Raw genomic sequence first — 11,805 nt, 5'->3', positions numbered from 1 at the left:
TGTAATCCGGCTGATGTATATGTTTTGTAGTACTAGCGCTTCTTGTCGAAAAGATTTCCTCTAGCCTTTACTTAATCCCACTAACAACCGCGCCAAGGCTTGCACCATTGGACGACTAGAAACATCTTCTCCCCGTTTGAGTTGATGAACGCTACCCGTTAGCATTGGATATTCGTTCCCAATCCTATCCTCACTCCCTTCGTAGTCGCTATAAAGGTTAGCAATTATACACAAATTCAAATTTCGACAAAATTCTTCCCATTTCGGAACCTCGTCCTTACCTTTATCTCCCGCTAAAATAACGGCGTGAGTTGCTTCCCGCATAATTAATCGGTTCTCTTCAGTCATTTTGCCACCCACATCAATAATGTTGATGGGTAAATTTGCACTTCTTACCCACCCAGACGCTTTCTGAGCAAATTCTGGGGTGAACTTAGCTTTATACTCCTCCTTAAGTCGTCTTGCTAATTCTGGATCTCTTCTTGCTGCTTGGTGAAAACCAAGCGCCTTCTCCATCGGGACAGGCTGTAATTACATAAGGATAGGGTGCTCCTTCAATAATACCGATCGCCTGCTTCAATCCTTCCCGCAAACAAGATTTCCCCGACTGTGGAGGACCGCAAAGCACAACCTTGAGCGCCGACTTCTCTTTTTGAGCTTCATCAGTTTCAATCAATTCACCAATCTTGTACGCCGGAGTATGGGAAATAACGACGATAAACGTCTTGTAACCTTTTCTGCCAATTTTGGGATCGAAAATAGCGATCGCACTATACAGGTGAGATATTTTATGAGCTATTAAATACCCCACAGCTAGCGATGCTGGACCATCTACTTTCAGCAACCGTCCTCCCTTGATTTCTTCGGAAGCAATCATTTCATCCAAACGCGCTGCTGCATCTTGGACAATTTGGTCGCCATTAGCTGGTATACCAAATTTGACTCTTAAAACATCACCCTCTAACTTGATATGGTAAGTACTCATCGATCGAACAGTGGTAAAAACATCAACACCCAGACCCTGAATTTAAATTAATCAATCAAGTCTCCTAACTTATACGCTGGATTGTGTGTGATACAAATCACATATTTCCCTAACTTGGGGTCAAAGCAACCAACTGCACCATAAAGGTGAGCAACTTTATGTGCGATCGCAAATGCTACTGGTATGGAAGCAGGACCGTTAACCTTAAGTAAAGGTCCTCCGATGAGTTCGCCTGAGTCAATCATTTCTTCGAGACGGGCGTTAGTGTCTTGTACAATCCGGTCATTTTGGGCGGCTTCTCCAAAATTGACTCGCAAAATCTCGTCTTTCAGTTCCATCTTGTAAGTCGTCATTTCATTAACCTGTGAACTCATGGGTCTATCATACTTCCTGCTGGAAGATGCATATTCCATAAAAAAGACAACTTACACTTGATAGTGAGGAACTGCAAGATCCCTTACTTTTTTAATGATGCTGTTGGTGAATGATAGTTATGGAACCGCAGATGCACGCGGACGAACGCAGATAAATTTGTACTTCAGTCAAGTGAGAATCGCTATATTTTTCAGGCGATCGCCCGTTATCAATCGACTTTTAATTCCTAATAGTAATTCGTATAATTTGCAACCACTCAACGAGCGCTTTGTTGGCAGCAGGAAAAGAGTTTCAATCCCTGATAGGGATTCGTATAATTTACAACTAAGTCTTGTGTTTTGTTGCTCTAAAGTTTCAACTTCGTTTCAATCCCTGATAGGGATTCGTATAATTTGCAACTAATCAAATAAAGCGCGGTACTTTTTATAAATTGGTTTCAATCCCTGATAGGGATTCGTATAATTTGCAACCCAAACCACCAAAACCACCAAGGACAAACGCTAGAGTTTCAATCCCTGATAGGGATTCGTATAATTTGCAACGTACTGGGGAATTTCTACGGCTTCACCTTGCGATGGTTTCAATCCCTGATAGGGATTCGTATAATTTGCAACCATTATCGAGAATATAATCCTCGATATAAATTAAATTGAGTTTCAATCCCTGATAGTGATTCGTATAATTTGCAACATACACAGGAATTCCTTACCACTCGTGTAAATAGTGGAGTTTCAATCCCTGATAGGGATTCGTATAATTTGCAACTAAGCCCGGTGTCAGGCAGTGATGGCATATTCTCAAGTTTCAATCCCTGATAGGGATTCGTATAATTTGCAACCTATCGGGAATATTGAGCAGCGATCGCACCGATGCGTTTCAATCCCTGATAGGGATTCGTATAATTTGCAACCTGAGCATGCCGATTTCTTGCGTCGATCCGGTGTGCATAGAAAGGCTTTTCTAAGTTACTCGTTTTTGAACACCTACCCATCCGCGCTTTTTGAAACATCTGTACTATATTTATCTTATCCTTTGAGTATATAGCGGTTCTCACTTGAATGAAGTACAGATTTATATGCGTTCATCTGCTACAGGCTGCGTTCATCTGCGGTTCCTTAATTATTTCATGTATTGCACTCAATTGAAAACCGCCATAGTTTGATTACGTTAGGTGCTCAACTGGACTCGATCTAATAGCCAAGATTAATGTTTCCAGTCCCCTAGTTTTCCCCTTTTGATTTTTACACTAAAACCTAAAGATTGAAAATTGTAATTTATATAAATCATGCTGAACGCAGATATTACACATATTAATTTTACTGAGCAATGAGCTTCTGCTGTAATTCTACTGCTTCTGAGGGACTTAATACCAATCCATACGGACTCTCTGCTAATACCGATCTGAAAAATTTTGGGAGTTCCGCTAGAGGAACTCTGGAATTTGTCAAGCAATTCGGTTCCACTCAAGAAGATTTGAGCTTGGGAGTTGCGAGCGATGGCTCTGGTGGGTCTCAGCCTTCCTCAAGTAACTGCATTACTTAGTAAAGATTTAAAGCCAATTTGTATGAAAAACTCTAAATCTTGCTATAATTTAGACTCCCTTAGCTAAAGTAATTCAGTTACTGAGTTGCGTAATAATGACAGTTATCTCGTTCTGCAATATTAAAGGGGGTTGTGGCAAGACCACAGGAGCAGTCACTTTTGCTTCTTGGCTGGAACGCTACAAGCAAAAAAAAGTTCATTTTGTCGATGCTAACGAGCAAGGTAGTTCCAGCTTCTGGCTGCGATATCTGGATACTGCAATAACTTGCAGTCACATCACAGACCCAGATAAAATAATAGAACTGCTACCTGAACTGAATGAAGAGTATGACTTTGTGGTGGTGGATGGTGTACCAGAGATATTGGAAATAAATAAAAGCCTCTTATGCTTTTCTGATATATCCGTATCCCCAATCCAGCCAGTCGGTTTGGATCTTGAAGCTTTTTGTAGCAAGACACTGCGCGCAATCAAGCTAGCGAGAAAAATTTCTCGCGGTCTACCCTCAGTGGCGGCTGCTTATTTATCTCGTGCTTCAGTCAGAAGTAGCTCTAAAGAGAAAGCTTTTCCCCTATTAGATAAAATTCCTGAGATTAAATTGCTCAGAACAATAATACACGATCGCAAAGTTGTAGGAGACTGTTTCACTGCAGAATCTGTTATTTGGGATTTCAAAAAAAACAAAACTTTCTTAGATTCTACTCAAAGTGCAGTCAAAGAATTTGAGAATTTGAGTGAAGAAATTTATGGTCTTTTAAAGGAAATTTAATATGATAACACGAAACCAAAAGTGAGATTTTCTAAACTCTCTTAAGGAGTTAACTAAGTTATTACTATATACCCAAATTGTTGGGCATCTGATGGATAATTAACCTTCAATCAAGGGCAAACGCATCTTATTTTTAGAATGCTTGCTGGACAAAGGTTTCAGCCTTTGTTTGGTTTTGTTACTAAAAATTGAAACCCTTATGATACATGGCTTTCAGAATTTTAATGCGTTTGCCCTAGGCTTTCCCCTTGGAGAAACTCAACAAATGTCTGTAAATGTTGGGTTTCGTTCTTCAACTTGTTTTTGTAAAATGTTGGGTTTCGTTCCTCAACCCAACCTACTTGTTTTTGTAAAATGTTGGGTTTCGTTCTTCAACTTGTTTTTGTAAAATGTTGGGTTTCGTTCCTTGTTTTTGTATTTTTAGGCTTAACCGACAAGTATTGAGAGCCGATGGCGCAGATGGTAGCCATGTTATGTAGGTTTTCATTTCTTTAATTGCGTCTTTTGAAGTTAAGCCCTTCTTGGAAAACTCTGCTTCCAATTGGCTTTATCCTAGAGAAAGTTACACCTACGGGAATTTGGCTAGTGTTTGAACAAGTTTTTCAAGATCTTCCCCATGTAGAATTATTACAGTGGTTGGCACGCGGTTCGCTCAAACAAAACCTGTCGCGTGCAATTCGTTTGTGGGTGTGGTTGTGTTCGTTATACGGAAACAGTCAAAAGCGCTTGGTTTTAAATGACTCTTTCACCTATGCAGAATGGCGGGACGCATTCTTCACTCGCACGCACCCTAAAGGAGATATTATCCCCAAACCACACGACTCTCTTTGCCCGTGTTCCAAAACGACAGCTGAGTGGTTATTTTGTGAAAAAACCAGTATTAGTGCTCCCCAGTGGAAGGGATTGATGCTTGCTCACACTGGTATGGATTTGTCTCATCTGGAACAACTGCTACAACAGCGTTTGTTCGGTGTCACTCGTCGTTCTCTCCAGGGCGATCTGCAAACTCTCGCCGATCTTGGTTGGCTGCAATACAAAGCCCAAAAATACCATCGCGTGCGGGAATTCCCACCACGTCCCGTTAGTTCTCAAGATGAAGTCACTCCTACCCAACTGAGTGCTTTTGAATTAAACTTTCTACAGGAAGATTTGGTTGCGATAAGCCGGGTACGGCGGCGCTGCCATGCGATCGCAGAAACCTACGCCCAAAAAATCAACGGTGTGCAACGCTTTTTCCTACAACTTGATTATGTCATTCCCCGCAGTACCATTGATATAGTAGAGGATTGGCAATACAAGTTAAGACAGCTTTGGGCAAAAACTCCCGTACCACCGGTTAAACTCAGTTACAAAAGTGCTAGGGTGGGAAACGTTGTGGATTGCATCGTTTACCCAGTCTGCATCTACTATGTCCAGAGAGCAGTTTATTTATGCGCTTATGGTGAAAGCCCCGAACGAAAAACAAATTGGTACAATTTTCGCCTCGATCGCATTCACAAAATGACTGCCTTAGAATGGACATCAGTCATTCCCTCTCATTTACAGCAGTGCTATCAAAAAGCATCTTTACCCACCCCAGATTACATTGCTATAGAAATGTCTCAAGCGTGGGGGTTCGATTTCTATTTGCCCTCCCAACTGATGCTGTTACGATTTGACCGAAATTTTCACGATCGCTATATTCAGAATACCTTCCGACACGAAACTTTTGAAGCAATTAGCTACAAGCAAGCCAAAAATCTGATACAGCAAAATACAAAACAACCAGAACAACAACAGACATTGCTCAAAATTTTAGAAAATCGTTCCGATAAAGATGCTTACTATCGCCTCTACTACCGACATGGCGATAACAACGTCAGTATGCGTATACGAGCATGGCGACCAAAAGCTGAAGTCATCATGCCTTGGGAATTGCGAAAAAATATAGCTGATGATGTTGCAACAGAATTTAACCTCTACCACAATTGTGGAAATTATTGATGGTTGTACGGAGTGGGATACGCCACCCAAACCCTCAACCCGACGCTCCCCAAAATCAATTTCCTTGGACAGGAGTTTATACTCTTAGACGCAACCAAAAAATGCGTTCTGGAACTAAATAAACCCATGCCCGTCCCTATGGAACCACCAGTAGTATCTGTTGAGAGTGTCGAACGCCAAACAACTCTACAAAAAATTACACAATACCAAGCCGAGTTCTCGATGGAAAACTCCCCCCTGAGAACTCCTCTGAGCGAACTGTCTTTACTAGAACTTAAAGCAGTTGAAGTCCTCTTAGAAGCAGCTATCGGTCAAGCTGACTGGAACCAAATTAAAGAAGCGATCGCTCTAATTGAACCCCATAGGAAAGATAAAGTGTGGTTTGCTTTATCAAAAGAACAGCGAGCCAAAGCTATCAAAGCATTCCCACCACACTATTCTCTTCTCAAAGAGGCTGTTAACAACAATCTCATCTACGAATTTCTCGAAGATAAATCGGGCAGGGTAATCGAGCTAAGAATTCGCAATACAGTTCCGGGGATGTTTGATGAATTAGTCTCTGTTGAGAATTTAGCATCTTTTTTAAAAACTCTTTCTCCAAGAGATAAGAGTGCTTTTAAATAGAGGAACGAAATCCAATATTGAATTGAATTGTTGGGTTTCGTTCCTCAACCCAACCTACACTGTTAATTATGAATTTTAATGACACTATCAACCAATTATTGGAGCGCTGGCAGCATTTACTTGCATCTTTTGAAGTTACGCCAGATATCGCCCAGGTAACGTTTACTCAAATAGTCACAGCTTACTCTAGTCCCAAACGCTATTATCATACGCTAGAACACATAGAATATATTCTCAATATAATAGAAAGTCTACAAGATAAAACTCAGAATTTGGAGGTTGTTCAACTTGCTGCTTGGTTTCATGACTTGGTTTATGACACCCAAGCACATGACAATGAAGAGAGAAGTGCTAAATATGCCAGTCATTTGCTTGCATCTCTGAGGCTTTCCTCAAGGATTATTGCTACCGTCAGCCGTTTGATTTTGAGTACTAAATTTCATCAAGCTGCACCGAATGATATTGATTGCCAGGTTCTTCTAGATGCAGATCTGGCAATATTAGGCAGTCCCCCCGTTGAGTACGGTAATTATGCTGTAGCAATTCGGCAAGAATATGCTTGGGTACCACAAGCAGAGTATCTTGCAGGAAGAAAACAGGTTTTGCAGCAATTTTTGCAACGCGATCGCATTTACTACACACCATTCATGTTTCAAGCTTTTGAATTATCTGCGCGTTCTAATATTTTGCAGGAAATACAACAGATAAATAATACAGTTTTAGAAAAATCATATGACAAATAAATGTTGTAAAGATACTTCTCTCCTCATATCTCTGCGTAATCTGCGTCTGGTGCGGTTAAATAAATTACTATAATCCACAATCTTATTAAAACCCTAGTGTTGTTGCAAGTAATACACCTGTGTCTTCTGCATTCAAGGGTTTTGAAAATAAGTACCCCTGTGCAAAAGCACATTGTAACAGCTTAAGTTGTGCCCACTGCTCCATTGTTTCCACTCCTTCAGCAACCACACTCAACCCTAAATGAGAACCTAGGGTAACAATTGCGCTCACGATCGCTAATCGCTCACGATCGCTATCAATTTGATTGATAAAAGAACGGTCAATTTTCAAAACATCAATGGGAAAACGATGTAAATAAGCAAGGGATGAGTAACCTGTTCCAAAATCATCAATGCACAATTGCACGCCAAAGGCTTTCAATTGCTTAAGCACGGTGGCTGCTGTTTCAGAGTTTGCCATAATTGTGCTTTCGGTGATTTCTAACTTTAAGCTGCTAGGAGCAAGGTTAGTCTCTTTTAAAATTTGGCTGATTTGCTTAACAAGATTGGGTTGGGAAAATTGTTTGGCAGAAAGGTTAACATTGATGTTCAAAGACTTAAAAGCAGGAAATTGTTTCTGCCATTGCCGCAACTGTTGGCAAGCTTCACGAAGTACCCATTGACCAATTGAGACAATCAGCCCCGTTTCTTCTGCTATCGGAATAAACTTGTCTGGCGAAATCATTCCTTGTTGGGGGTGGTGCCATCGAACTAGTGCTTCAAAGCCTGTAATAGCGCCTGTGGAAACTGACACAATTGGTTGATAATAAACGCTTAACTCTTGCCTTTCTATTGCCCGACGCAATTGCGTTTCTAATTGCAAAAGTGCTAGGGCTTGTTCGTACATAGCAGTATCAAAGACTATGTGCCCGCTTTTACCTTGTTCTTTAGTACGGTAAAGAGCCGTGTCAGCATCTCGCAGCACATCTGTAGGTTGGTCATACTGAGTTGTACCTATGGCAATACCAATACTGGCACTTGTAAAAACTTCATATCCACTTAAGTTAAAGGGGGATTTGAGTACTTGATGAATGCGTTCTGCAACAAGAGTTGCATCGTCGATAGTTTGAATATGAGACAGTAAGATCGTAAACTCATCTCCGCCCAAACGAGCAACGGTATCGTTTTGTCGCAAACAGCTTTGCAAACGTTGAGCGATCGCGACTAGGAGTTGGTCGCCCACTGCGTGACCCAAACTATCGTTAACAACTTTGAAGCGGTCGAGATCCAGAAATAACACTGCAAACAAATTTTCTGGGTGACGTTTGACTTGTGCGATCGCTTGTCCAAGCCTTTCCATAAGCAACACCCGGTTGGGTAGTCCCGTTAGAGCATCATAAAAAGCTTGGTAAACTAGCTTTTCCTCCATCTGTTTGCGCTCGGTAATGTTAGTAACCATTCCCAACACCCCAGCATAATTTTTCTGTTCGTCAAATACTGGAGCGCAAGAAACAATCGCCCACAAAGGAGAACCATTTTTACATTGGAATTTAAAATCGTGCATTTCGTGAATACCTTGACGCCGACGTTCTAGATTAGCGTTAGTAATTGCAATTCCTTCCTCATCCATAAAAGAAAATAACATCTTGCCGAGCATTTCCTCAGTTGTATAGCCCAACATATTTGCCATTTGTTGGTTCACAAAAGTAGTCTCGTTGTCTTTATTGAGTAACCAAATTCCTTCAGTTGCTGTTTCTACAATTGAGCGGTATTGTTCCTCCCGTTGTCGTAACGCAAGAAGAGCCTCTTGACGTTGTGTAATATCGGTCTGAACGCCAATGAAGTGAGTTAAGTACCCAAGAGAATCAAATACAGGAGCTATATAAAGTTCATTCCAAAAAAGAGTACCATCTTTGCGGTAATTACGTAAAGTCACTTGGCAATCTCTTTGTTCCAAAATGGCATTACGCAGTTCGTCAAGGGCTAGCTGATTCTGCTTGTCTCCTTGCAAGAAACGGCAATTCTGGCCGATAACTTCACTCGCTTGGTAACCTGTTATCTCCTCAAAAGCTGGATTCACATAAATGATGGGATTGTCTGGTTGAAGGGCATCAGTTAAGACAATCCCGTTGCTGCTAGCTGCGATCGCACGTTCCATCAAACGCAAGCGCTCCTCAGATTGTTTGCGCTCAATTGCAAGTGCCAAGACATTAGCCACAGTTTGAAGGAAATAGCTATCATCGTCAGTGAATATCCTCTCTTGAGTCGCATATGCTCCTATAATGCCAAATGCTTTTCCTTGAGTTGCGATCGTAACGTTAATACCGCTAACCACTCGGTGATTGTGCAGTAGCGGAGAACCATCAAATCGGGTTTCTACCCGCAAATCATCAACAGTTACTGGCTTTGAAGTTAACAGAGTATGACCCAAGAGAGAAGTTGGTTCAGTCCCAGCCATTGCCGATCCCACGAACCCTTCATGCCAACCAACCCCTGCTTGAAGCAGTAAAATATTACCTCCAGGCAACAGTTCTAAAATTCCGCCAAGTTTTACATCTAGAACTTGAGTGACTAAACGAACAGTTTCGTCCATCAGTACTGACAAATCGGTGTTAGCCAATGCCCTCTGTCCTAATTCAGCTATGGCTCTTTGTTGTCTTTCACGAATTTTGAGTTCTGTCTCTACCTGCTGCCATTTGGTTATGTCTGAGAATTGCATAGCAGTTGTTAATAAAGCATTCATCTGCTCTATCTTCAATTGCTCGGTTTTATCCACAAACATAAAAAGTGCTACTCGTTTCCCTTCGTAGTTAATAGCTCTAGCTGAAATTCCTGCTTCAAAAGAAGTTCCGTTCACTTTTTTGAGTTCTGCTGTATGTAATGTTAAAGTTTCACCTTTGTAGAGTTGTTTAACCACATAAGACCATGAAGCAGGATGAGCACATAAGCTAGGAGTGATTTTATCGAGACTTTTGTCCGAGTCTACCCCAAAAAAAGGTTCTATAAGCTGATTTTTCAATAAAATCTGACCGCTTTCCAAACAGATAACCGCAATAGGAAACGGACTAAGTTCTACCAACGAATTCAGTAGTTCTTGCAAGCCTGCTTTTGATTGCTGACAAATTTCTAATTCCATTAGTAGCCCGCGATCGGTCTTCTGGCAACCAGAACTACATTCAGTAGCTAGCTGTGCCAACTTTTTGTTTGCCCTGTTTAGCCTATGCTGATTTGTGTAAGCGTAGCGACGAGTAGAAACCATTGCCAGAGTTATATAAATCAAAGGGAACCGAAAGCAATACGTTTAACCTTATTTGGCAAGCTTGGACAAACTACTTCACCGCACTCCCACACTAGTACTCTGTCACATTAACTTTGCTGCTGTTAACCTCGCAAAGTTCTATTAGCAGACTACCAGTAAAAAAAGAATAAGTAATTTTGCTGATTTTTATACTGAAAAATAAGTTTCAGTTTTAATTAAGCAATATCACTGAACAGTAAAGACTTTAGCAATTTATGACAAACAGCTAGAAACAAAATAAGTGTTTTGAATAGGCTTTACTATTTGGATTAGCGCTTTTCTGTTGATTGTCAAAGCTATTTTTAAGGTCTTCTTAACTTTACTCGAATTAAAAGATAATGTTACTTTTTTTACAAAAAATTCACATCAAATTCGTGTTTCTTAACTTTGCGGTTGGTAGTTAGTAAAGGTGTAAAGCCTTACGCCGCTACACGGGTTCGCGTCCCCGTGTCATAATTAGTATATTGATATCAAGCAAGTTACCAAAAAATGTTTCGTTTTATAGCTCACAGGAAACTGGCTTCAAAATCAAATCTATTAACGCATCAATAAATCGTTCGCTCTCCATGGGAATAAGATTCTTACCGTGCATAGTCTCTTGAATCATGACGAATTGGGTTAATGAACTAACAAGAAGCATTGCTGTTGCTTCTGTATCGGCTATCTTAAGTTCTGGATAAGTCGCTAGGTATTGACTGAGAATGTCGATCGCGGGCTTTATCAAACTACCAACACAAAACTGAGCTAATTCGGGAAAACGCCCGGACTCTCCTATCAAGACTCGATTAAAAGCACGATACTCTTCATCATCCAGCATCTCATTCAATGCTTTTAATGCCAATCGACGCAGGACTACTTTAGGATTTCCTTTTAGAGGTGTTGTCCCAAAAACTGAGTGAAATCGTTCTTGCGCTAGTTTTTCTATCAGTGCTTTAAATAATCCCTGTTTATCTTGAAAGTGACTGTACACTGTTGCCTTGGAAACACCAGCGCATGATGCTACCCTGTCCATACTAGTCTCAGCATAGCCATGGGATAAAAACTCTTGCATCGCACCTTGCAAAATCTGTTCAACCTTATCTGCTGATTATCCCGTTCAACTCAGTCGTTCTTGCTTTTACCATTTTTTTGTTCCTGGCTGGGGATAAGGGGGTAGGGGGTAGGGTAGGGGTTAGGTAGTAGAGGTGCAAGCACTGCGCCCCTACAAAGAGCGGAAAATTGGTTTTCATTACTTCGTTATGAGCCAGTTTCTGCAATATCTGGTTTTTCATATCACTACATTGATTTTTTTGCAATATCTCTTAGGACAGCAATTTTCAAACAGTCATAGGCACTACTAGTAATGGCAGAGTATTTTTTATGACCGCTACAAAACCTGAAGATGCCACCTAAGATATATGGTTTCTGCACCTGCTCTTGGGTAACCTTTTTCTATACTTTATCCAGCAAAAGCTGGTTCTGCTGAGTGGGGTTGGAAAACATCACAGGCACCATAGATAATTCTACTTT

General features: G+C 40.9%; 10 protein-coding genes and 1 CRISPR repeat array. Of the genes, 5 read left to right on the top strand and 5 right to left on the bottom strand.

The window, feature by feature from the left end; all coding sequences use genetic code 11:
* Nucleotides 1-60 precede the first annotated feature (60 nt).
* From F7734_RS66275 to F7734_RS26715, 3 genes are read right to left on the bottom strand one after another with little or no spacing between them, the layout of a single operon-like run.
* The gene (locus F7734_RS66275; protein WP_347566288.1) at nucleotides 61-516 is read right to left on the bottom strand and encodes a hypothetical protein; all 456 of its coding nucleotides are present in this window, start codon (nucleotides 514-516) and stop codon (nucleotides 61-63) included.
* Complete coding sequence (locus F7734_RS66270) at nucleotides 452-985, bottom strand: CRISPR-associated protein Csx3 (protein ID WP_347566287.1); 534 nt, start codon at nucleotides 983-985, stop codon at nucleotides 452-454. Before F7734_RS66270 ends, F7734_RS66275 begins: the two co-directional genes overlap by 65 nt.
* A gap of 47 nt (nucleotides 986-1,032) precedes the next feature.
* The gene (locus tag F7734_RS26715; protein WP_243147104.1) at nucleotides 1,033-1,359 is read right to left on the bottom strand and encodes a CRISPR-associated protein Csx3; all 327 of its coding nucleotides are present in this window, start codon (nucleotides 1,357-1,359) and stop codon (nucleotides 1,033-1,035) included.
* Nucleotides 1,360-1,576: 217 nt separating this feature from the next.
* Nucleotides 1,577-2,270: direct repeats of the CRISPR family, unit length 37 nt; unit sequence GTTTCAATCCCTGATAGGGATTCGTATAATTTGCAAC.
* Nucleotides 2,271-2,686: 416 nt separating this feature from the next.
* On the opposite strand from F7734_RS26715, the gene F7734_RS26710 reads away from it, so the two are divergent.
* From F7734_RS26710 to F7734_RS26690, 5 genes are all read left to right on the top strand, one after another.
* On the top strand, nucleotides 2,687-2,902 hold the full coding sequence (locus F7734_RS26710; protein WP_155747651.1) for a hypothetical protein: 216 nt from the start codon (nucleotides 2,687-2,689) through the stop codon (nucleotides 2,900-2,902).
* A 95-nt stretch (nucleotides 2,903-2,997) separates the two neighbouring features.
* A complete protein-coding gene (locus F7734_RS26705; protein WP_155747650.1) occupies nucleotides 2,998-3,669 on the top strand; it encodes an AAA family ATPase in 672 nt (223 codons plus the stop codon).
* Nucleotides 3,670-4,254: 585 nt separating this feature from the next.
* Nucleotides 4,255-5,652, top strand: coding sequence for a TIGR03985 family CRISPR-associated protein (locus F7734_RS26700; RefSeq protein WP_166482169.1), 1,398 nt, complete (start codon nucleotides 4,255-4,257; stop codon nucleotides 5,650-5,652).
* 126 nt (nucleotides 5,653-5,778) lie between these two features.
* The gene (locus F7734_RS26695) at nucleotides 5,779-6,276 is read left to right on the top strand and encodes a hypothetical protein (protein WP_155747649.1); all 498 of its coding nucleotides are present in this window, start codon (nucleotides 5,779-5,781) and stop codon (nucleotides 6,274-6,276) included.
* A 68-nt stretch (nucleotides 6,277-6,344) separates the two neighbouring features.
* Nucleotides 6,345-7,019, top strand: coding sequence for an HD domain-containing protein (locus tag F7734_RS26690; protein WP_155747648.1), 675 nt, complete (start codon nucleotides 6,345-6,347; stop codon nucleotides 7,017-7,019).
* An 85-nt stretch (nucleotides 7,020-7,104) separates the two neighbouring features.
* Here F7734_RS26690 and F7734_RS26685 read toward each other — a convergent pair whose 3' ends face one another.
* Nucleotides 7,105-10,257: an EAL domain-containing protein gene (locus F7734_RS26685; protein ID WP_207714219.1), complete on the bottom strand. Its 3,153-nt coding sequence runs from the start codon at nucleotides 10,255-10,257 to the stop codon at nucleotides 7,105-7,107.
* Nucleotides 10,258-10,795: 538 nt separating this feature from the next.
* Nucleotides 10,796-11,347: a TetR/AcrR family transcriptional regulator gene (locus tag F7734_RS26680; protein WP_155747647.1), complete on the bottom strand. Its 552-nt coding sequence runs from the start codon at nucleotides 11,345-11,347 to the stop codon at nucleotides 10,796-10,798.
* Between the last annotated feature and the right edge of the window lie 458 nt (nucleotides 11,348-11,805).

Source organism: Scytonema sp. UIC 10036 (assembly GCF_009725235.1).
This window is presented reverse-complemented; position numbering and strand designations above follow the sequence as displayed.

Coding starts and splice junctions, on each gene's coding strand:
- F7734_RS66275 (WP_347566288.1), bottom strand. CDS start 516: ATGGAGAAGGCGCTTGGTTTTCACCAAGCAGCAAGAAGAGATCCAGAA.
- F7734_RS66270 (WP_347566287.1), bottom strand. CDS start 985: ATGAGTACTTACCATATCAAGTTAGAGGGTGATGTTTTAAGAGTCAAA.
- F7734_RS26715 (WP_243147104.1), bottom strand. CDS start 1,359: ATGAGTTCACAGGTTAATGAAATGACGACTTACAAGATGGAACTGAAA.
- F7734_RS26710 (WP_155747651.1), top strand. CDS start 2,687: ATGAGCTTCTGCTGTAATTCTACTGCTTCTGAGGGACTTAATACCAAT.
- F7734_RS26705 (WP_155747650.1), top strand. CDS start 2,998: ATGACAGTTATCTCGTTCTGCAATATTAAAGGGGGTTGTGGCAAGACC.
- F7734_RS26695 (WP_155747649.1), top strand. CDS start 5,779: ATGCCCGTCCCTATGGAACCACCAGTAGTATCTGTTGAGAGTGTCGAA.
- F7734_RS26690 (WP_155747648.1), top strand. CDS start 6,345: ATGAATTTTAATGACACTATCAACCAATTATTGGAGCGCTGGCAGCAT.
- F7734_RS26685 (WP_207714219.1), bottom strand. CDS start 10,257: ATGGTTTCTACTCGTCGCTACGCTTACACAAATCAGCATAGGCTAAAC.
- F7734_RS26680 (WP_155747647.1), bottom strand. CDS start 11,347: ATGCAAGAGTTTTTATCCCATGGCTATGCTGAGACTAGTATGGACAGG.